13 protein-coding genes are annotated in these 21847 nt (G+C 46.0%); 5 read left to right on the top strand and 8 right to left on the bottom strand.

What is annotated here, in order from left to right; all coding sequences use genetic code 11:
* Positions 1-86: 86 nt before the first annotated feature.
* On the bottom strand, positions 87-2099 hold the full coding sequence (locus tag PY364_RS16005; protein ID WP_275523972.1) for a phosphodiester glycosidase family protein: 2013 nt from the start codon (positions 2097-2099) through the stop codon (positions 87-89).
* An 813-nt stretch (positions 2100-2912) separates the two neighbouring features.
* Here PY364_RS16005 and PY364_RS16000 point away from each other — a divergent pair.
* On the top strand, positions 2913-7646 hold the full coding sequence (locus PY364_RS16000) for a glutamate synthase-related protein (RefSeq protein WP_275523970.1): 4734 nt from the start codon (positions 2913-2915) through the stop codon (positions 7644-7646).
* A 109-nt stretch (positions 7647-7755) separates the two neighbouring features.
* Here the strand turns inward: PY364_RS16000 and PY364_RS15995 are convergent, their stop codons facing one another.
* The 3 genes from PY364_RS15995 to PY364_RS15985 form a co-directional block, all read right to left on the bottom strand.
* Positions 7756-9156 carry a sulfite exporter TauE/SafE family protein gene (locus PY364_RS15995; protein ID WP_275523968.1) on the bottom strand — a complete coding sequence of 467 codons (1401 nt, stop codon included), beginning with the start codon at positions 9154-9156 and terminating at the stop codon, positions 7756-7758.
* Between the two features lie 11 nt (positions 9157-9167).
* Positions 9168-10574 (bottom strand): tetratricopeptide repeat protein, encoded by a 1407-nt coding sequence (locus PY364_RS15990; protein ID WP_275523966.1) that lies wholly within the window; start codon positions 10572-10574, stop codon positions 9168-9170.
* Between the two features lie 354 nt (positions 10575-10928).
* A complete protein-coding gene (locus PY364_RS15985; RefSeq protein WP_275523965.1) occupies positions 10929-12140 on the bottom strand; it encodes a DUF4331 domain-containing protein in 1212 nt (403 codons plus the stop codon).
* Between the two features lie 243 nt (positions 12141-12383).
* On the opposite strand from PY364_RS15985, the gene PY364_RS15980 reads away from it, so the two are divergent.
* A complete protein-coding gene (locus PY364_RS15980; protein ID WP_275523964.1) occupies positions 12384-12866 on the top strand; it encodes a hypothetical protein in 483 nt (160 codons plus the stop codon).
* A gap of 128 nt (positions 12867-12994) precedes the next feature.
* Here the strand turns inward: PY364_RS15980 and hpsU are convergent, their stop codons facing one another.
* From hpsU to PY364_RS15965, 3 genes are all read right to left on the bottom strand, one after another.
* The gene (gene hpsU / locus PY364_RS15975; protein ID WP_275523963.1) at positions 12995-13555 is read right to left on the bottom strand and encodes a hormogonium polysaccharide biosynthesis acetyltransferase HpsU; all 561 of its coding nucleotides are present in this window, start codon (positions 13553-13555) and stop codon (positions 12995-12997) included.
* Positions 13556-13699: 144 nt separating this feature from the next.
* The gene (locus PY364_RS15970) at positions 13700-14734 is read right to left on the bottom strand and encodes a glycosyltransferase family 2 protein (RefSeq protein ID WP_275523962.1); all 1035 of its coding nucleotides are present in this window, start codon (positions 14732-14734) and stop codon (positions 13700-13702) included.
* 74 nt (positions 14735-14808) lie between these two features.
* On the bottom strand, positions 14809-15747 hold the full coding sequence (locus tag PY364_RS15965; protein WP_275523961.1) for a glycosyltransferase family 2 protein: 939 nt from the start codon (positions 15745-15747) through the stop codon (positions 14809-14811).
* Between the two features lie 39 nt (positions 15748-15786).
* On the opposite strand from PY364_RS15965, the gene cobU reads away from it, so the two are divergent.
* The 3 genes from cobU to PY364_RS15950 all read left to right on the top strand — a co-directional run bounded on the left by cobU (position 15787) and on the right by PY364_RS15950 (position 19322).
* On the top strand, positions 15787-16353 hold the full coding sequence (gene cobU, locus PY364_RS15960; RefSeq protein WP_275523960.1) for a bifunctional adenosylcobinamide kinase/adenosylcobinamide-phosphate guanylyltransferase: 567 nt from the start codon (positions 15787-15789) through the stop codon (positions 16351-16353).
* Positions 16354-16655: 302 nt separating this feature from the next.
* Positions 16656-17081: a hypothetical protein gene (locus tag PY364_RS15955; protein ID WP_275523959.1), complete on the top strand. Its 426-nt coding sequence runs from the start codon at positions 16656-16658 to the stop codon at positions 17079-17081.
* A gap of 174 nt (positions 17082-17255) precedes the next feature.
* The gene (locus PY364_RS15950) at positions 17256-19322 is read left to right on the top strand and encodes an AarF/ABC1/UbiB kinase family protein (protein WP_275523958.1); all 2067 of its coding nucleotides are present in this window, start codon (positions 17256-17258) and stop codon (positions 19320-19322) included.
* 60 nt (positions 19323-19382) lie between these two features.
* On the opposite strand, the gene pbpC is transcribed toward PY364_RS15950, so the two are convergent.
* Positions 19383-21710, bottom strand: a complete 2328-nt coding sequence (gene pbpC / locus PY364_RS15945; protein WP_275523957.1) for a penicillin-binding protein 1C — start codon at positions 21708-21710, stop codon at positions 19383-19385.
* Positions 21711-21847 lie beyond the last annotated feature (137 nt).

Genomic DNA, 21847 nt, shown 5'->3' with positions numbered 1-21847 from the left:
AACGCCGCCCTCTGGGCGGTTTATTTACCGCCCAGAGGGCGGCGTTACATGAAACTTGTGTAAAATTCCTACGATTTAAAACCGTTCTAAGGCTGGATAAACACCCCAATACCATTATGAACGCGAGCAGCAGTTTGAGCCGGCCGATCGATTAGTTGACCACCTAAATAAAGACTTGTAGAACTACCGCCGTCCAAATTCAAAGCGTCAACAGCCCCCATTTGCTGCAAAATTTGGGCAATATCAGCAAAAGTAGCCCCCGCACCTCCGGCCCGGTTGTGAATGGCAACAATTAACAAATTCCCATTGGCTGCGATCGCAACTGCACTGCGAATTGCTGTTTGCTTAACGTAAGCATCGCTAAATCCTTCAGCTTTAGCATCTAGGAAAACTTGACTGTTCTGCACCAATACGGGGCCGCCGCCTAAAATATAAGAATAGCGGTTAAAATCGGCCGGAACTGTGGCAGTTTCCAGGCGCAGACTTGTTCCGACTGGAATCTGATTAGCAGCCTCCGGGTTAGAACGTATGGCCAGTAAATAGCCGTTAGCAGGAATGGGAAATAAGGCTTTCCCTGCTTCCCCCCCAGGGGATTGATTAGTAACTTGTTCGTTTTGGACTGTGACTATAATTTCGCCATCGGAGAAAGGGGTGTAAGTTGTTCCCCATTCAGCGGTGTAGCGACCAATGCCAGCTTGGACGTAGGCGCTGTTAAGGTGAGCGATCGCTAAACGCTCTGCTTTTGAGGTAATTAAAGTTTCTTGCAGGCTCAAGCGCCCAATTTTGATATCTCCGTTATCATTCCAAGCGATCGCACCTCGGTTCAAAATTGGCCCCGATAACCATTGATTATCTCGCCGGATTGCTCCCAAAGCTAGGCGATTAATCCGATTAAAAAACCCTGCATTGATAGCAGCAGCGACGTTAGAGAGTTCGGCTGTTTGTAATAAAGGTGCAGTACCGGTGTCAGTTGGGGGATTACTTAGAATTGGTCTAATTTTCAATCCAGACTGGCGAGGATTGATTTCCAGCCAAACTACGGGAAACTTAGAATTACCTAAATTGCGGTATTGCGATCGCCACCGCAATCCGGGAGCCCAAAGAATATCTCTTTCTACCAAATAATCGGGGCGAATGTCGATGACTAAGCGATACCTACCGCTGGCTACGCCTACGCGATTACCCAGAGTGAAAACTAGAGGCCGCCAACCCAACGGAATATTAACTCGGATCTTAGTTTGCTTAGCTGATGATTCTACCTTGAGAGATTGTAAATGTTTCCCAGCCCCAAAATTACGCGCTATAAGAGTGCGATCGGGTACAGCATCAACTGTAATTAGCCATTCCTGAGTTCGTACTTGGGGTGTTGGTTTCGGTGTTTGGGGTTTTGTGGGATCGTCTGGCGTATCTCTAGCTGTTGGTTTTGTAGGATCGTCTGGAGTGTCTTTAGGCTTTGGGGTTGGGGTTCTGGGCGGTGGTTCTACGTAGCTGAGTCGCCAGAAAGTGGGACGATCTAAATCTAGAACAATGCGAGAACCCCATTCTTGTTTCCCAACCCGAATTGCTGCTAATTTTGCTGGTTGGGTGGAGATTTTGAGCGTATTACCCTCAGCCGAGATTTGCCAGCCTACTTTTTTGGCAAAATCTGTAATATCTAGATAGCGGTATTGAGCAGTTAAACGGGTCGCAAGACCATCGGTTTGAGATTGGGAAAACCATTGCACCGGCTGTTTAGCAGCATCACCAGAGTTTAATAGTTCAATGCCAGCTATTTCCATTAAGCTAACATCAGCGATCCAAGTTCGGAAACTAGAAGTCCCACCAACCGGCTGCTGGCTCCAAGCTCCCCGGAAAGTGTTACCATTTAAAGAGACTTGACGGCCTTGGTTTGCGTCTTGAGGAGATGGCGGTACGGATTGAGCCACTTTTACTTCTGTTTCAGGAATTGAAAATGGGTAATTAGCAATTGGTAACTGGGTATTGACAAACATCTCCCGATCCCTTTCTGCTCTGGCTGCTTGGTTTACGACTAAACAAAGGGCGATCGCGATCGCAGGCTGTACCAAAAAACGAGTCAAAAGCCCAAGGCCTTTAAACATAATGTTGACTTTTTGCTTGAGTGTTGTATCATAGCAGAACCATTTTTCCTCAAAAACCTCCTTAGCAACCCTACGGCTGAAGCCTAGATGAGGAATTGCGAAAAAAACCCAGGCTTTAGCCTGCTTCGTAACATCCTCTTAGAATCCCCTAGAATAAAGCCTGGGGAAAATCCAAAGGCCGTAACTCAAAAATCAGGTTTTTGTTTCTAAAGCAGCCATAATCAACCAACTATCTCAGTTGATTTAGACCTGGGAATGTCAAATAATAGAAAAGGAAGGTTTGACTTATCCCCGCGCTGACATGAGCGAGATTGCACCTACCCTATCAGAGGGCAGGTGGATTTTGCGTCTATGGGGTCAGCAAAGCGTCGGAATGGCAAAGTTGACAAAAGGGGGCTAAAGTAAATGACGAGCCTGTTTTATTAGCTAACTAAGCAGGCAGAATGCCTAGCTTGCAGGCTGGGGAACCATTCAAGGGCAAGCTTGATGCCAGCACTGCAATTAAAAAGTAAAAATGTAAAATTAATAATTTAAGAAATTGAATTTTTTAATTTTTAATTTTTAATTTTTAATCAATACTGCACGCATAGCGTATTCTGTATAACATTTTCACAGGCCACCTGTCAGGATAATTAGGATCTGCGAGTAGGGTTTCTGGGCAAGGTCATAGCAGCACAAATAGTGAATTTTTATCAACTTTTCTGACTCTTTGCTGTTTTAGGATTTACCGTTCTCCCGCCGCTCGGCAGCCCTCTTTCCAAAAGTACCAAAGACTCAATCAAACAAACACAGCAATAGTAGTATTCAATCGACATGGGTAACACGAGCGTGAATCATAACCGAGATATACATTCAGGCCAAAATTCAGGAACTCCCTATCCGGGCCAAAGGTGGCTAGTGGAAGAGAGAGATGCCTGCGGGGTGGGATTTATAGCAAATCAAACAGGGATCGCAACACACGAAATTATTGCTAAAGCCTTGCCAGCTTTAACTTGTTTGGAACATCGCGGCGGTTGTAGTGCTGACTCTGATTCTGGAGATGGTGCGGGTTTGATGACGGCCATCCCTTGGGAATTATTACAGGAATGGTTTACACAGCAAAAAATTCAGGCTCCGAAACCGGAAAACAGCGGCGTGGCGATGGTATTTTTGCCCCCAGACAAAGAAAACGCCGCTATTGCTCGCCAAGTGGTTGAGCAAACCCTCGCCGAGCACAACTTAACTCTGGTGGGGTGGCGAGAAGTTCCAGTTAAACCCGAAGTTTTGGGGATACAGGCGCGGGAAAATCAACCCCAAATCGAGCAACTAATTGTTAGTTCTGAAAAATTGCAAGGAGATGCACTAGAACGACAATTATTTCTTACTCGTCGGACTATTGGTGAAACCCTGTTTCAGCGGACTGGTTTTCCCCGCAAAGAATTTTACGTTTGCTCTTTTTCAACGCGCACAATCGTCTATAAAGGTATGGTGCGATCGGCCGTGTTGGGGGAATTTTACACGGATTTAACCAATCCCGCTTACAAAAGCCCCTTCGCTGTCTATCATCGACGCTTCAGCACGAATACTATGCCGCGATGGCCTCTGGCTCAACCGATGCGCCTGTTAGGTCACAATGGCGAAATCAATACGCTATTAGGCAATATCAACTGGATGACGGCGCGGGAAGCAGATTTGAATCATCCGCATTGGAGCGATACTGATATCCCTAGTTTCAGACCAACAGTTGATGCAGAGAACAGCGACTCAGCTAATTTGGACAATATCATGGAGTTGCTGGTGCGTTCTGGCCGCTCTACTTTACAATCATTGATGATTTTGGTACCAGAGGCTTATAAAAATCAGCCAGCTTTGGCTCCCTATCCTGAAATTGTCGATTTCTATGAATATTACAGCGGTATTCAAGAGCCTTGGGATGGGCCGGCGCTGTTGGTATTTAGTGATGGGAAACAGGTAGGAGCTACCCTCGATCGCAATGGTTTGCGACCGGCTCGTTATTGTATTACTAAAGATGGCTTGGTAATAGTGGCTTCGGAAGCGGGAGTTGTGGATATTCCCGAAGCAGATATTGTGGAAAAAGGTCGCTTAGGGCCAGGACAAATGATTGCTGTTGATTTAGATAGCAATGAAGTTCTGAAAAATTGGGAAATTAAGCAGCGGGCTGCGAAGGAATATCCTTACGGTGAATGGTTGCAAAAACACCGTCAGACCATGCCAGTAGGAGATTTTGCCCAAAGTACAAAACTGGATGCTCAGACTTTATTGCGTCATCAAACTGCTTTTGGCTATACGGCGGAAGATTTGGAAATGGTGATCGCGGAGATGGCGAGCAGTGGGAAGGAACCAACTTTTTGTATGGGGGATGATATTCCTCTGGCGGTGCTTTCTGTGCGACCACATTTGCTTTATGACTATTTCAAACAGCGTTTTGCTCAGGTGACAAATCCGCCGATTGACCCGCTACGGGAAGGGATGGTGATGTCTCTAAGTATGCAGTTGGGAGAACGGGGGAATTTGTTAGAAGCGAAGCCGGAAAATGCCCGGATGCTGAAGATTAATTCGCCAGTATTGAATGAGGCGGAATTGGCTTGGTTGAAGAGTAGAGAAGCTTTCCCCGTTAAGGAGTTATCTACGCTGTACGCGATCGCCCAAGGCCCGGCTGGTTTGGAGGCCGCAGTTAAGCAACTTTGTCAGGCGGCGGCTGAAGCGATCCGATCGGGTGCGAAAATTTTAGTTCTAAGCGATCGCGTGGCGAAGGAAGAAGGAAGAGGGAAGAAGGAAGAAGGAGGAATTTCTTCTGCTGTTTTAAGTACGGAATATACCTACATTCCGCCGATGCTGGCTGTGGGTGCGGTTCACCACCACTTGATCCGCGAAGGGTTGCGGATGAAGGGTTCTCTAATTGTGGATACGGCTCAGTGTTGGAGCACTCACCATTTTGCTTGTTTAATTGGCTATGGTGCGATCGCTATTTGTCCTTATTTGGCTTTGGAAAGTGTCGGCCATTGGTGGTCTGATTCCAAGACTCAAGCTCTGATGGAGCGGGGAAAACTAGCTAAGATTACCTTAGCAGCGGCTCAGGCTAAGTATCGCAAGGCGGTAGAAGATGGCTTGCTGAAGATTATGTCGAAAATGGGGATTTCGCTGCTATCTAGCTATCAGGCGGCGCAAATCTTTGAGGCGATCGGTATTGGTGGCGATTTGCTGGATTTGGGTTTCCGGGGAACTGTTTCTCGGATTGGTGGTTTGAGTATCAAAGAATTGGCTACTGAGGTGATTTCCTTCCACAGCAAGGCTTTCCCCGAATTGAGCGGTAAAAAGCTGGAAAATTATGGTTTCGTCCAGTTCCGGCCAGGCGGCGAATATCACATGAATAGCCCGGAAATGGCGAAGGCGCTACATAAGGCGGTGACTAGCTTTAAGTCGGAAAATGGCAATGGGAAGGTCAAGCCAGATCAAACTGCTTACGACCATTATGAGGTTTACAAGCAGCAGTTGGAAAATCGGCCTGTCACTGCTTTACGGGATTTGTTGGATTTCCAGAGCGATCGCTCTGCTATTCCTCTATCAGAAGTAGAATCGGTGGCGGATATAGTCAAACGGTTTGCGACGGGGGGGATGTCTCTGGGGGCGCTGTCGCCGGAAGCTCACGAAACCCTAGCGATCGCTATGAATCGCATCGGTGGGAAGTCTAACTCTGGCGAAGGTGGCGAAGACCCTAAACGATACCAAGTGCTAGATGATGTGAGTGAGGCAGGTTTATCACCCACATTCTCTCACTTGCGCGGTTTGCGGAATGGGGACACGGCAAATTCTGCTATCAAACAGGTGGCTTCCGGTCGTTTTGGGGTGACACCTGAGTACCTGATGAGTGCTAAGCAAATTGAAATTAAGATGGCACAAGGTGCGAAACCAGGGGAAGGCGGCCAATTACCAGGGCCGAAAGTGAGCCAGTATATCGCCTATTTGCGGCGTTCTAAGCCAGGAGTAACGCTGATTTCGCCCCCACCCCACCATGACATCTACTCGATTGAAGACTTAGCGCAGTTGATTTTTGACTTGCACCAAATTAATCCCAAGGCTGGCGTTTCTGTCAAGTTAGTAGCAGAAGTTGGCATCGGCACAGTCGCGGCTGGTGTTGCCAAGGCGAATGCAGACGTGATTCAAATTTCTGGACACGACGGCGGGACGGGCGCTTCGCCACTGTCTTCGATTAAACACGCAGGAGCCCCTTGGGAACTGGGTTTAACTGAGGTTCACCGGGTATTAATGGAGAATCAACTGCGCGATCGCGTTTTGCTGCGGGTTGATGGCGGCTTCAAAACCGGCTGGGATGTCGTGATGAGCGCATTAATGGGCGGTGAAGAGTACGGTTTCGGCTCCGTAGCGATGATCGCAGAAGGCTGTATTATGGCCCGGATTTGCCACACCAATAACTGTCCGGTGGGGGTTGCAACTCAGCAGGAACACCTACGGAAGCGTTTCCCAGGTACGCCGGAGCACGTTGTTAACTTCTTCTACTTCGTGGCGGAGGAAGTGCGGAGTTTATTGGCAAAATTGGGATACCGATCGCTCAATGATATCATCGGTCGCGCCGATTTGCTGAAGATGCGCGAAGGTGTGCATCTAACTAAGACTCAATCTGTGAATTTGGACTGTTTGACGCAGTTACCCGATACTAAGAGCGATCGCAGTTTCTTGGTACATAGCAACGTTCACAGCAATGGGCCAGTATTGGATGACAATTTGTTAGCGGATGCAGAGATTCAGGCTGCGATCGCGAATCATGGTAGCGTTACCAAAAATATCCCCTTAGTGAATACCGATCGCACTGTCGGAGCTCGACTCAGTGGCGCGATCGCACTTCAGCATGGTAACAGCGGTTTTGAAGGTCAAATCAACCTCAACTTCACTGGTAGTGCGGGTCAGAGCTTTGGCGCATTCAATTTGCCAGGAATGATTCTCAGCTTATCAGGGGAGGCAAATGATTACGTTGGTAAGGGAATGCACGGCGGCGAAATTGCGATCAAACCCCCTGCTGGTGCGACTTATGACCCTGCACAAAACGTAATCGTGGGCAATACTTGCTTATACGGCGCAACGGGGGGAACTCTATTTGCTAATGGTAAAGCCGGGGAACGGTTTGCGGTTCGCAACTCGATGGCGAAAGCGGTAATTGAGGGTGCTGGCGATCACTGTTGCGAATATATGACTGGCGGCGTTGTCGTGGTTTTGGGTACAGTTGGTCGTAACGTCGGTGCGGGTATGACTGGCGGTTTGGGCTATTTCCTCGATGAGGATGGCAGTTTCCCGAATCATGTCAACCCTGAGATTGTAAAGGTTCAGCGGGTAATTAGCCCTGCTGGGGAGCAACAATTGAAAGAGTTGATTCAAGATCATAGCGATCGCACTGGTTCCCAGAAGGCTAAGCATATTTTGGCTAATTGGTCGGAATATTTACCGAAGTTCTGGCAAGTTGTACCGCCTTCTGAGGCTAGTTCTCCTGAAGCTAGTGCTGATGCTACTGAGAAGGTGGCTGTGAAGGCTTAATAAGACCTGGCGAATAGAATTCGCGGCTACACAAACAAAGTCCGCCTTCGCGGACTGCATGATTTTAACCCGCCTAGGCGGGTTTTCTTGTATCGCAACTCCATCGATCTCACATTACAATACTTACCAGTGCTTGTCCTGTGAGGCCCAGACCTAGTAGCATCACGCACAAAGCACTGACAGCGGGTAACGCTTTTAATATCCCTATTTTTTCCTGGCTGTACTTGAAAATGTGCATTTGCTCAAAGATCCGGCGTGCGTAAACGAGTATTAACCCGATCGCAGTTAGCACTCCTGCCAATCCTAAACTAAATGCTAATACCAGCATCAGTCCAAAGCCAGCCTGACCAAGGGCCGTAGCGCTCAGCAGCATCACCAAAGCTGAGGGACAGGGGAGAATCCCGCCGGAAATACCTAGTGCAATTAGGCTTTGCCAAGTAACAGGGCCATCGACTCCGGGCGGTAGGTGGGAATGGTTGTGAGAGTGGTTATGGTGATGTCCGTGACTGTGGGAGTGCGCTGGAACTGTGGTGTATTGTCTCTCCCAAGTCCCTCTACTTAATAAATCGACAGTGGGCTTGCTTTTCGGAAGTAGATCGCGGAGGCGATCGCTTGCCAAATTCAAACCAATCCCCATCACCAATAAACCTGACATCAAGCTCAGCCAAGGATACAAACCCTCTGGAGATACCCATTTAGCAGCAAAAACAGTCGCCAAACCCAGAGCAAATACGCCCAATGTATGAGTAATAGTTGTTGTCAGTGCTAGAAATAGAGCGTGTTGAGGCGTGGCCCGCGAACCCACTAGATAAGCGCCAACTATGGTTTTTCCATGTCCAGGGGATAAAGCGTGCATTGCTCCCCAGACTATAGAACCCGCGATCGCTAACAGCCACTTCCAGCCCCAAGGCCGGAAATTTCCCCCAACGGAAAACTTCATATTGTTTGGCGTGAAAACGAAGCTTGTCACCTCGCCGCCTTGCAAAATCGTAGCTTGACAACTGGCGGTTGGTACTCCCGGCAAAAACAGATTGTAGTCAATTTGCAATTCACCCACAGGTTGCGGCCAGGTGTAATCCAAAATTAAAGTGCTGTGGCTACTAGGCTGTAGGTTCAATCCCGATGCTTTACCTGTCACTTCTAAGGGTTTGACAGCGAGACTGCCCTTTAAGTTAGTGTCATTGGTAAGATGGATGCGATCGCTCAAAAACCTCTCAAGTTCGGCTTTATGGGTGCGGACTTCCACCGCTTGTAGTTGACCATCTCGATTATCATCCGCAAAAGCCACCAACCCAGTTGGAAAAGTCAGCGTCACTTGAGCTGACCCCTGATTTACCACAATCTCCGCCGCCGCCAAATCAGCCCAATGAGAGTAGCTAGGAGTTGCCGTAGCCGCCCATAGCCAGAGCGTTGCTATCAGCGAAAACAGCAGGCGAGAAAGAAAACGATGCTGAGAATAAAATTCCCCTGCAATCACCCGCAACCAATCCGCTACCACTTTTGGCTTCATTAATGTTTTCCTCAGTATGAAAATTCTAAGCCGAGTCCCAAAGCCTGCTGTGCCTGTTCGTCAAGGGTAGGATCGGTTTCCCTAGCTCGCTTCAGGTAAGCTTCTGATTGGGGGCGATTTCCTAGTGCCTTCGCGATCGCACCTGCTCGATAGAACATTCCAGCATCTCGCACACCCCAACGCAACGCTTCCGCCATCGCCTTCTGAGCTTCTTGCCAGCGACCAGATTTAGATAGCGCCCAAGCTAAAGTATCCAGCGTTTGGGAATCGCGCCGAATCTTCACCTCTGCCTTCATTAAGGCTAAAGCTTCAATTACGTCTTCTGTGCGCCCTCTCTCAAGCAACAAGCGGGCTAGTTCCCGGCGATGCCCAAAACCGCCATTTACATTTCCCACAGCAGTCTGCTGGCGTAGCAGCGCCTCGGCTTTGTCCAGCCATTCTTTTGCCCCTTGAGCATCCCCTTGTAAATTCCTGAGCCTTGCCTTACCGCGATCGACGATATGATCGAACACGGTAGCTGCTCCTTGGGCATAAATACTAACTTGGCTGTAACTATCTTCCGCCGCCCCATACTGTTTTTGTCTAGTCTCCAACTCAGCCAAATTTACCAAAGCTAAGGGATATCGAGGTACCAGCCGCAGAGCTTCTTGGTAGAGAGCTAAGGCCTGAGTTAATTGCCCTCGGCGAGCGTAGAATCTACCTAGATAGGTGCGAGTTTTAGCAGAACTGCCAACTTCTCCAGGTTCCTCAGCAGCTAAAGCTTTCTGATAATCTTGGATTGCTTGTGCATCTCTGCCTTGGGCTTCCCGCACTAGGGCTCGCAAGGTTAAAGAGCCTAAAGTGGGAATGCGGTTAACCAGAGCTTCAGCGGCTTTATTGGCTGCGTCTACTTTGCCGAGAGCCAAATTAGATGTTACTTTAATCGCGATCGCATCTTCCCCGTTCGCCTCTCCTGCCAAGCGTAACGCTGTAGTAAAATCGTGTCTGGCTTCAGCCACACGAGCTAGCACGATGACAGCAGTATTATTGTTAAATGGCAACTCAGCTAGCGATCGCTCAGCCGCTTGTTCCGCCATTAAATACCAACTACCAGCACCAGTAGCACGAGCCATTTTTAAATAAGCCACAGCCAGCGAAGAACGATCTAAACTACTCTGAGGCGAAAGACCGATCTTTTTTTGATAAAAAGCAATCTCTTGTTGTAAAGCCTGTTTCGGACTCAGAGCACCTTTTAAGGTTTCGGGAAAGTGATAGCGGTAAGCCGGGTCAAGTCCGCTTGGCATCTGGTGGGACAAACTCCCCTGCCAAAAACGCAAGTTCGGCGGCAAGCTAGCTGCACCAATAGTAACAATAGGCAATCCAATTAGCAGCATCCACCATAAAATGTCATTTATTTGTTGCCCTTTGCTTGTTTTCATTTAGGTAGGTAAGCTGTTCGACATTTAAACGACTATTGTAGGGTGCGTCAGTAATAAGCGTTTCATAAGTAAGCGTAAGTGTTCAAGCTGACGCACCCTATCTGCCTTGTTAGTTGTTTAAATGCGTAACAGCTTACTGCTTTCAATTAGCAATTAGCCATTAGCAATTAGCCATTTTCTTCTCATCCACAGAAAGCCGCTATAACTAATTGCTATAGACTTTCTCAGGTAGATGAGGTATGAGTATTAATTGGTAATGGGAGTTGTTAGGTGCTTACCTCACTTAACTACATAAGCACAATTAAGAGGGCTAAAGCCCAACTACGTACCTCACTTACTTGAAAATTGCGATCGCTAATTCGGTTGAGCCAAATAAGGGAAGTTAGACTCTAAAGGATGGTGTCCCTGAGCAGGATTTCCAGGCGTTCCCTCATAAGAAACGTTATCACTTGTAGGAGCACCAACTAAAGCCGAAAGTGTAATATCGATTACATCGTCTGTGATTTTCCGACCACCAATCAAGCTGCCTTGAGCATTGGTAGCGCTGGCGTAGCCGCTCGGTTTGGTCGTGTCAATCCGCATCACGTCTGGCAGAAAGGCTGTGGCAATGGCATTTGGATCGACAACTCCACCGCCGAGTTGACCAACTGCCTTGATCGTCGCGAGTGCTTCTTGGCGCACTGGAGCGGCTGCATCGCTAAAATCTAGTCTAGGGGGAATGCTATTAAAAGCTTCTAGAAAAGCTGGAGTAAGAATTAAGCCTTCGTTAATTGCTGGTCGCGCTAAACGCTCAAATTGTTTGAAATTGCCGACAGCATCTTTAACTGAAATTGTTGTCCAAACATCAAAGGTATTCGCTCCTGTTCCTCCTTGCAAGAATGCTTTGGGAACTCGCACTGCGATGGTGTTGACGTTGTAGCCTTTAGTAAAGTCAACGGCTTGATTTGGTTCGCGGAAACCTACTTTTGGCCCGCCGCCTAATGCCCCCGCCCGAACTCGGAAGAATTGCTCGACATCAAAGAAAAATGGGTCTTCGCGCAAACCAGCAAATACTGTCAGGTTAGAACCACCTAAAGAGACTGTATTTGCGATCGTGTTATTGTTCAACGGTGTTGTTACGATTGGGCCGCCATTAATAGTTGTGGTAGCAGTTGTGGTTGCGCCGTTCCGAATCGCCGTAATTGTTAAAGCCTGAAGGCCTCTCTCATTTGGGGGGGTAAAGGCAAACCGCAGGATCACATCTCCTTGACCTGTGGGTGTGCTATTCACATCTCCCACTTGAGTGACATGGAATTGATAAAGGGCGTTCGGGCTGAAATAGTATTGATAGCGGGCTAAAGACCGGGGGTTAGAATTCATAATGAAGACTAGATCCCCTTGGGCTGCACCTCCATTCTGGTCTTGTTCGCGGAATACATACAGGTCAGTTAAATTTACAGCGCGACCTTTGGTATCTACTTCGCCGTCGTCATGGTCTGATGCTCCGATAATTGCTGGAGTCAGTAGGGCAAGTAAAGCTACTTCGAGTACGAGTAGCGATCGCCGTACTGTATTTTTTAGTTTCATTAACGTTCCCTTAAATGATTGTTATTAGAGCTTTGGATGTAATTAACTCAAAGTTTGATTGATAGCTTACCACAGCGGTGTGACAGCTAGTCAAGCAAAATATTATTTTTATTTATCTATTTTAAAGACGGATGAATTTACTTTAGATTTATGATATATTTATCTAGCCATAATTTTAAAAAGCTGATGCAAGTGTCAAGTTTGTAAATTTGTATACAAAAATGCTGTAAATTGTTTAACTATATGCTGAGTCACTTTCGTTTTGCTGCTGTAGGAGTTGTTCTCCTTCAATTTCTGCCTTACACCTACACTCCTGCTAATGCTCAGGAGTATGAGGGGTGCTTTTTGGTTAATCTTTCGGGGGAAGTTGTTTACTTAAATGATTTGTGTAAGGGTCAGGGTGAGTCTCAGGGTGAGGCAAATGTAACGGGAAACGATCAAAAATTTATTGAACAGTACAAGCGTTTGGCTAAGCGATACTCTCCAGCAACGACGGATTATTTGTTGCAAGGAGCCCAGAGTTCTCCGGGAAGTAAGATTGCGATCGCTAAACAAGTTTGTGCGGATGCAAAAGCTGGAATTTCCCTCGCAGAAGGGAAGTTAAAGGCTATTACTGAAGCTCAGAAGATACAAAATCCGACTGATAGAGAGGCGTTTCTTGCCGATCTGGAATTAATAATGACGCTTGCTCCTAACTACTACTGTCCTGATGTATCTAGCATATAGCAAATAGGCGATGGTGAACTAAGATTAACCCCGATTACAAAAACTTTTTTTGCCGTTAGTTGCAATTAGCAATTAGCAATTAGCAATTAGCAATTAGCAATTACCAATTACCAATTAGCAATTACCAATTATAAAATTTCTCTAGGATAACGTGGCCGACAAGGTGTTCCCATGCAAATAAAAGTTGCCGGCATATTCTCAAAAACGCTGCTACGGGCTCCGATTAAGGCATTAGATCCTATTTCCACTCCCGGGCCTATGAAACAATCTGCGGCTACCCAAGCGCCGTTACCAATGGTGATATTTGCTGTAATTAAACCAAAGGCTGAATCGTGAGGGTTATGAGTGCCGGTACAGAGGTAAGTTTTTTGAGAAATGATGCAATGTTTACCAATAGAAATACGGTCAAGGCTATAAAAAATAACGTCATCTCCAATCCAAGTATAGTCTCCGATTTCAACTTTCCAAGGATAAGTAAATCTAACAGTTGGACGGATGATGACACCTGTGCCAATTTTAGCACCAAAGAGGCGCAGGAGAGTTCGCCTAATGCCGTTAAAATGGTGAGGGGTTAAAGGAAATGCGATCGCTTGTACTAACCACCAAAGCAAAATAAACCAACTAGGTTTTCCCTTGTCAAACCAGGATTGGTCGTAGCGCCGTAAATCAACTAGAGATTCAGCATCCATAGTGTTGAGAATGAAGGAAGAAGGAAGAAGGAAGAAGGAAGAAGGAAGAAGGAAGAAGGAAGAAGGAAGAAAAAAAAATGCTTTAGTTATCTAGGAGAGAAGGAAGAAGGCTTTACTATTTGACGTTTAATTAGGTGGAGTTAATTAGGAATTAGGAGAATTAATTTGAGATGTCGAATTAGAGATTGATGATTGTGGAATATCTACTTCTGGCTTTTCTATGTCAAATTCAAAGGCGGAGTTTTGCTTCAAATTTCCGTTTGTAGACTCTCCAAATTTAGATTTTTCTGCCTTGTTTAACTGACCGTTGCAATATCGCAATTCATATAATTTGGCACTGATTTGATATTCATACTGACTTAGCAGCCTTGCATAAATATAACCGGCTTTCCCATCTAAAAAGCCAAGCTGAAAAATGTAAAACATCAAAAACCTTAATGTTGGTTTAAAAGGTAGCCACACCCAAAGTTTTTTCAGAAATCTTTTGCGTTGTACTGCATCTCCAAATAGATTAGCACCAATTGTACCGCTGTCGCCTTGACCGGCTAGGATATTATAATAAACACGAGCTTCCCAATTAGAGTAGCGATTGTGGCGCTCGATCCAATGAAATAAGTTGCGAAAGTCTTCATGGAGCATATCATTTTTTAAGTACCCAACTTGACCGGCTAAAATAACGTGCTCGTGAACTTCGTTGTCGCCTGTATTAGGGACTGCTTCTGTTCCTAGATTTTCGTATCTACCTTTTTTATGTTTAAATAGGCGGAGGTTCCAGTCTGGATATTTGCCACCATGTCGTATCCAAGTATCTAAAAATAAGACTTTGCGATTGAGGTAGTAGCCGTCAAAGTTGGGGTCTTGGATGACTTCAGCAATTTCTTCCCAAAGTTCTGGGGGAATGCGTTCGTCGCAATCAACAATTAAGACCCATTCGTTGCGGAAGGGCAGATTTTCTAAAGACCAGTTTTTCTTTTTCGGCCAGCAGTTATCAAAGTAGAATTGCACGACTTCTACTCCATAACTGGTGGCGATTTCTACGGTGCGGTCTGTGCTTTGGGAGTCCACCACAAACACTTCGACCGCCCTGGTAAGACTGTCTAGACACGCAGGGAGATTAACTTCTTCGTCTTTGGCCGGGATGAGAACGGAAACCGGGATCTTGGATGAAGTAGAGGTCATGGTTGAGTGCTGGAACCTAAAGGCTGTAGAGTTGTGGATGGTGAAGTGCGAACTCCTCAATTACTACCTATAGCCTACTCCTTATCGGTAGGTTTGGTGTGAAATAGCATGAGCTGGATGGCTGCACTTAAGTAACCAATTTGACCGCAGGCGTAAACGAAGTTTTCAAAGCGCTGGGCTGGCTGTGTGATGTATTTCAGGGATTTGTAGGAACCTCGCGCTAACCTTTCGCCTCCTCGCCAGAGTTGGTTAATTCCAGTTTGACCGGTGAGTTGTTCGCGGTGACACTCGCTGATGCCTTGCCACCATCCGCGCTCTAGAAACCAGGTTTTTTTGATTCTCTCTGGTGCGACGTTGTGGGCTACTAGGGCCTGGGGGAGATAGGCTACTTGCCATCCCCACTTTAATGCTTGTTCGGTGACGTGGAGTTCTTCGTTGGAGAGTAGTTTTTTGCCGATGCGACCTAGGTTGGTGTCGAAGCCGCCGATTTGCTCTAGGAATGTGCGCCGAATTGAGTAGTTTAAGCCTCTGGGGGTTAAGCCGGGTATGGTGATGTAGAGGGGGTCGTTGCCGAGGTCGTAGGCTCCTAGGTTGCCTGCTAAACTGGGAGAGAGCCATTTGGGAGGGTGAAGGCCTTCTGGCCAGATTAGGGTGACGATGCCGCCGGCTATGGCTAGTTTTTGGTTGTTTTGATAGGCGGTGTGGAGGACGGATAGCCATTGGGGACTAGCGATCGCATCGTCGTCAAGGTAGGCTAGGATTTCTGCTTGGGCAAGTCTTGCGCCTGTGTTGCGGGCTACGGATAGGCCGATGGTTGGTTCCCAGATGTATTTGAGGTGGGGGTTTGTTAGTTTGGATTCTACTATTTCGCGGGTGCGATCGCCTGAGCCGTTATCTACTACTAATATTTCAAAGTCGGTAAATTCCTGTGTTAGTAAGCTGTCGATGGCTGCACCTAAATAATTATCTCGATTGTGGGTACAGATAATGGCGGAAATTGCAGGAGTGTTCATAGGCAAAGCTATCATTTATGATTTTTAACTATAGGATTTATGAATCGTCAGATAATTTTGGTTACGGGGCCAGCGCGATCGGGTAAAAGTGAATGGGCGGAAACTTTGGCTGTGCGATCGCACAAATCTGTTATTTATGTGGCTACGGCTCTGCTTGACTCGAATGATACGGAGTGGCAGGCTCGAATTGAATTACACCGAAATCGCCGCCCTGCAAGTTGGAATACTTTGGATGTCCCTGTAGATTTGGCGGGTACGATTGAGTTGGCAAATGAGTCGAGTTGCTTGTTAATTGATTCCCTGGGAACTTGGCTAGCTAATATTTTGGCATTAGATGAGGCTGCGTGGAGGCAAACGCTGCAAGATTTACTTAGCAGTTTGCAGAAATCGAGGGGGGATGTAATTTTTGTGGCGGAGGAAACTGGCTGGGGTGTGATACCCGCTTATCCTCTAGGCCGCTTGTTTCGCGATCGCTTGGGTACTGCTATTCGGGAGTTAGGGGCGATCGCAAATCCAGTTTATCTGGTTGCTGGCGGTCACGTCTTGAATTTGAGTGCTCTCGGTTTCCCTCTACCAGGAAATATAAATCGGCAATCTAATATTTGATAATCTTTATAATAACTATAGGTTTGGGGAGCGCTATTTTCAGCGAAGGCAGCTATTATAGTAAATAATAACAACATTAAATTGCACTTAAATTTTATTTTCCCCACAACTAAGCTGGTGAACAAAATTCTATCTGCAAATAGTTAGAGGAGTTCTCTAGCCAAAATCTATCGGTAGTAGGAAGAAGTTGGTCGGAAATTTATGTGATTAATGGAGAGAAGTCAAAGATTTGGTAAACTCACCCTAATTGGTGGAACTTCACTTAGCTGGTAGCTATTTAAACAATTTAATTATCAAAAAAAATGGCATCACAAAATCAAGTTAGAAAATATCTAGCCTACTGGTTTCAGTTAGGAAAAAAGGTTTTAATTCGCAATGGCTCTGAAACACTGCTGCCTAAATCAGTGATTGCAGGCGATCGCTACAGCAAAGAATTTGAAGAGTGCTGGCAAAAAATTATCTCCCCTGAAACGGGAGACTGCTACTTGGAAGGAACCAGCGAAACGATCGCACAACTGCTGACTCCCGCTTGGGACATAGATCCTTGTGCTCGCTGTGCAATGCCGATACCTCTGCTCCTACAGGGAATGCCACCGGATTGTTGTCCCTGTTTTGATTTGCCAAGTTGGCCGGATAATGAAATACCCAAACCGCGATCGCCAGTCAGCAATCAAGCACAGCTTTCAGATATTCGCAATCGGTTATTCAACAAGGCCAGTGCGGAATAGAGATGAGGAGCGGGGGAGCGGGGGGGAGATACATCTTCCAGATCCTCCCCATCCTCCCCATCCCTATTCCTCCCCATCCCCCGATCTTCCATAAGCTCTATGCCTTAAAGCTGTGGTGCAAAGCAGGCAGATTGTTACAATGTATTACAGTGCTCCTCATCAGTCTGAGATTATATGGATGTCAAGACGGTATCGCCTGCTTCCCCACAGGTTTATTCAGATTCAGGGACTCATACCCCACTAGCCAATGGTTCAGTGGTAGAAATGCCCTCCGTGCGCCCAGTAGAAATAGAACTAAAGCCAATTCCAGCCAACTCCGAAGGTCTGAAATCAGCTCTAGATATGGCTGGCGAGGCAGAAGAGGCCCTTCGCTACAACCCAAGTGCGAGCGCAGAATACTATAGCCAGCGCCCCTTTAAAGTCTGGGGGCGGTTATTGAGCGTTGTCTGGACATTTATCAGCTTTGCTTTCAGTTTGTGGCGAGACAAAAAAACGGGTCGCGTCACTCAAAATGAGCAAAGGCGAGCAATTCGCCTGCGAGAAATTCTTAGCCAACTCGGCCCAGCTTTCATCAAAATCGGACAAGCACTCTCAACACGACCTGACGTAGTACCATCTACTTACTTAGAGGAATTGGCAAAATTACAAGACCAATTACCGCCTTTTCCCAACGAATTAGCTTATCAATTTATAGAAGAAGAATTAGGCGCTCCTCCAGACGAAATTTACGCAGAACTAAGCCCTAATCCCATAGCCGCAGCTTCTCTGGGACAAGTTTACAAAGGCAAATTGAAGACTGGCGAAACAGTCGCAGTAAAGGTGCAGCGCCCTGATTTAGCTGAGGGCATTAGTTTGGATATATATATTCTCCGAACATTAGCGATTTGGTCGCATAAAACTTTCAAATTCATCCGCAGCGACCTAGTAGGAATTATGGATGAATTTGGGGAGCGGATCTATGAAGAAATGGACTACAATCACGAAGGTCATAACGCTGAAAGATTTGCCAAACTTTACGGTTATATCAAGGATATTTACGTCCCTAAAATCTATTGGGAACAAACGGGCCGCCGCGTCTTGACAATGGAGTGGATTACTGGCACTAAACTTACTGATTTAGAAGCTGTACGCGCCCAAGGAATTGATGCACCACACTTAATAGAAGTGGGAGTTCAGTGTTCTCTAAGGCAACTGCTAGAACACGGTTTTTTTCATGCCGATCCGCATCCGGGGAATCTATTAGCGACTCCTAATGGTCAGTTGGCTTATTTGGATTTCGGGATGATGAGTGAAGTTAAACCTTATCAGCGGTATGGCTTATTAGAAGCTATAGTCCATTTAGTAAACCGCGATTTTGAAGGCTTGGCAAAGGACTATGTGAAGTTAGAATTTTTAACGCCAGAGACTGACTTAACGCCAATTATTCCAGCCTTAGCGAATGTATTTAATAATGCTTTGGGTGCAAGCGTTGCGGAACTGAATTTCAAAAGTATTACGGATCAATTGTCAGCTTTAATGTATGACTATCCGTTTCGAGTGCCAGCTTATTATGCTTTGATTATTCGCTCGCTAGTAACATTAGAAGGGATTGCAATTAATGTCGATCCGAATTTTAAAGTCCTTAGTAAGGCTTATCCTTATGTAGCAAAACGGTTGCTAAGCGATCCCGCTCCAGAGTTAAGAGCGTCCCTGCGAGATTTGCTATTTAAAGATGGGAATTTCCGCTGGAATCGCTTGGAAAATCTGCTCAAAAATGCTAGGGATAGCGAGGATTATGATATTAGTAAAGTATTGAATCAGGCGCTAGATTTCTTGTTTTCGGAGCGAGGAGATTTCATTCGCGAGCGCATTGTGGAGGAATTAGTTAAAAGTTTAGATGTACTCTCTCGTACTGCTTTTGCTAATGCTAAGGCTGTAGTGAGCGAATGGTTTGGTGTAAAGGGGGATTCACCTGTGGTGACACCTGCGGAACAACAGAGTTTAGAACATATTAAAAGGATTTGGGGTATTCTCCAAGAGACACCTGGTTTTGATGGAATGAAAGTATTAGAATATGTGCCACAGTTGTTAGTTAAACCACAATTACAACAAATGGGACAGCAAGTAGCGGGGCGTTTAGCTCAAAGGGCAATCGCACGTTTAATTCGCGAGTTTTTGCTAGCAGGAGAACCCATTGTTTTTGAGGAGAATGGACACAAACCACAATCTTTACCGCAGTTATCTTTACCTGCTGCTAAATAGTTACGTAATTCCGCCCTCTGGGCGGTCAAGAAACCGCCCAGAGGGCGGCGTTACGTGATTTTATTTAGCAGGTAAATATACTGAATTACTAACAAATGAAAAGCCGCGCCGCTGGGATTTATTCTCAGTAATCTGTACTTGAAATCTTACACTATCTACTATTTTACCGGATTTAACTTGCAAATTCCACTCTCCAGGTTGAAGCTGCCAAAATAGTGAATTAGATGACTGGGTGGTTAACTTCTTACCATTCAACCACCACTCAACCGGGGTGGTATTTACTCCCGCTAATTTAAACTCTAGTCGTGATTTTTCATTCTGATTTATCACAAAATAATCATCATTTTGAGGAAAGACTATTTTGAAATTGCTGTTAGTAAAACTAGATTTGCTCTGCTTTGCTAACCAGCCATTGTACTCTTCAGATAACTTTAAACTCCCTGACTCAGTTTCGTACTTACTAATATCTTCAGGATAAAAATATTCTCGCACAACTGAGGGACAGTCAGGGGTAGGCTTCCACCCAGAAATAGCACAAATAGGGCGCTGGACTAACCCTTTTAAAGTTGGAAAAGGTGCAGGTTCTTGATGTTCGTGCAAGTGTAACATAATATGATTCCAGAGAGGAGCAGCGCCCATGACTCCAGAGACTTTTTTCATGCGATCGCCATTGAAATTTCCGACCCAAGTTGCTACAGTATAATCAGTAGTAAAACCAACTGTCCAAGTATCCCGAAAATTAGAAGAAGTCCCTGTTTTTACGGCTGTAGTAAATGGTAAAGCCAGCACAGAATCAACTCCAAATTCTTGAGCGCGGGCGTGAGCATCGCTTAACATATTAGTAATTAAAGCCGCTGTTTTTTCATTGATTACAGGTTGAGTATTTTGGAGTTGGGCATCATTAAATGTAGTGACAATCGGTGTAAATTGCCCTTGTCTTGCTAAGGTCACATAAGCTCTAGCTAACTCAAATAAACTAACTTCCCCGCTACCTAAAACTAAGCCTAAACCATAGTATTCTGGAGATTGAGTTAAATGCTCAAATCCCAATTCATGCAAGCGATTGAGAAAAGTAGGAACTCCTACCTTTTCTAATACTCTTACTGCTGGAATATTGAGGGAATTTGCCAAGGCTACTCGCACTCGCACGGGGCCTAAAAATGTTTGCTCGTTATAGTTAGTCGGGCTATAAAGTTTTGCACCGGGAATGGCATAATAAGTTGGCACATCTGCTAAAATGGTGTTGGGTCTAATCGCACGTTTTTCTAATGCTAATTCATACAAGAAAGGTTTAAGGGTAGAACCAGGCTGACGTAGCGCTTGTACTCCATCATTGCGACCTATTTCTGCTTGATTAAAATAATCGGGAGAACCGATATAAGCTAAAACTTCCCCAGTATGATTATTTATGACTAAAGCTGCGGCATTATGGACATTATGGGGAGATAAACTGTTAACAACTTGCTGCACTTGTGCTTCCACAAACTGCTGTAAAGAACGATCGATTGTGGTGCGAATATGAGACGGATGTTGCTTTGGTAATTGATTGGATAGCCAGAATAAAAAGTGAGGTGCGGCAATAATTCCCTGTTCTTTCGGCGCTAACAAAATTTCTTCAGCTAAGGCTCTATTTGCCTGCGATCGCGTGATATACTTGTCCTTGACCATGCGATCGAGTACGTAAGTTTGCCGTTTTTTCAAAGATTGCCAGCGGTAGTAGGGATTGAGGTTATTTGGATCGTTGGGAATAGCTGCTAAAAGGCTCGCTTGAGCCAGGTTAAGATCGGCGGCGGAAATGCCAAAATAGGTGCGGGAGGCTGCTTCTACGCCGTAAATATTGCCGCTCATTGGCAATCTGTTGATGTAAGATTCGAGAATTTCGTCTCTATTCATGCCGGCGAAAATGCGCCAAGATAGCCAAAGTTCTCGCACTTTGTTAGGTAATGTGCGAGGTACGGGGTCTAGCATCCGCGCTAACTGCATGGTGATGGTGGAAGCACCGCTGACTAACTGTTTGGCTTGTGCGGCTTCGAGGAGCGATCGCGCGATCGCTCTCACATCTGTGGCACCATGTTGATAAAATCGGCTATCTTCAGCGGCGATAATGGCGCGAACAAAGTGAGAAGAAACTCGATCTAAGGGTACAGCAGCGGTATGTTCTTGGTCACGAGTGAGAATAGTACCAAGGGGAAGTCCGTTGCGATCGCTAAATTCGATCGCCTCACGATCCTGTGCGATGTCAACAGCGCGGATAGGCGCGAGATAGGGAAGCGATCGCACCGTTAGGCAAATTAACACTAACACCAACAATAGGCGAAGTCTAGGACTTCTACCTTTGCGCCAAATTTTTTGGGTAATTTTAATCAGCCACAGCCTCAATATTCTCATCAATTAATCCCTCAATCAATAAAGGTTTAATCTGTTTCCGATATTGAAACAACCCTACCGGATCAACAAAAAAGTATAACGTAACGCCGCCCTCTGGGCGGTTAAATATACCGCCCAGAGGGCGGCGTTACGCATAT

The sequence above is a fragment of the Kamptonema sp. UHCC 0994 genome (assembly GCF_029167235.1).
Classification (GTDB): Bacteria; Cyanobacteriota; Cyanobacteriia; order Cyanobacteriales; family Microcoleaceae; genus Kamptonema.
This window is presented reverse-complemented; position numbering and strand designations above follow the sequence as displayed.

Bases quoted from the DNA above. Each gene is read 5' to 3' on its own strand.
- hpsU (WP_275523963.1), bottom strand. From the start codon at position 13,555: ATGGATGCTGAATCTCTAGTTGATTTACGGCGCTACGACCAATCCTGG.
- cobU (WP_275523960.1), top strand. From the start codon at position 15,787: ATGAATCGTCAGATAATTTTGGTTACGGGGCCAGCGCGATCGGGTAAA.
- PY364_RS15995 (WP_275523968.1), bottom strand. From the start codon at position 9,156: ATGAAGCCAAAAGTGGTAGCGGATTGGTTGCGGGTGATTGCAGGGGAA.
- PY364_RS15980 (WP_275523964.1), top strand. From the start codon at position 12,384: ATGCTGAGTCACTTTCGTTTTGCTGCTGTAGGAGTTGTTCTCCTTCAA.
- PY364_RS16000 (WP_275523970.1), top strand. From the start codon at position 2,913: ATGGGTAACACGAGCGTGAATCATAACCGAGATATACATTCAGGCCAA.
- pbpC (WP_275523957.1), bottom strand. From the start codon at position 21,710: ATGAGAATATTGAGGCTGTGGCTGATTAAAATTACCCAAAAAATTTGG.
- PY364_RS15985 (WP_275523965.1), bottom strand. From the start codon at position 12,140: ATGAAACTAAAAAATACAGTACGGCGATCGCTACTCGTACTCGAAGTA.
- PY364_RS16005 (WP_275523972.1), bottom strand. From the start codon at position 2,099: ATGTTTAAAGGCCTTGGGCTTTTGACTCGTTTTTTGGTACAGCCTGCG.
- PY364_RS15950 (WP_275523958.1), top strand. From the start codon at position 17,256: ATGGATGTCAAGACGGTATCGCCTGCTTCCCCACAGGTTTATTCAGAT.
- PY364_RS15965 (WP_275523961.1), bottom strand. From the start codon at position 15,747: ATGAACACTCCTGCAATTTCCGCCATTATCTGTACCCACAATCGAGAT.
- PY364_RS15970 (WP_275523962.1), bottom strand. From the start codon at position 14,734: ATGACCTCTACTTCATCCAAGATCCCGGTTTCCGTTCTCATCCCGGCC.
- PY364_RS15955 (WP_275523959.1), top strand. From the start codon at position 16,656: ATGGCATCACAAAATCAAGTTAGAAAATATCTAGCCTACTGGTTTCAG.
- PY364_RS15990 (WP_275523966.1), bottom strand. From the start codon at position 10,574: ATGAAAACAAGCAAAGGGCAACAAATAAATGACATTTTATGGTGGATG.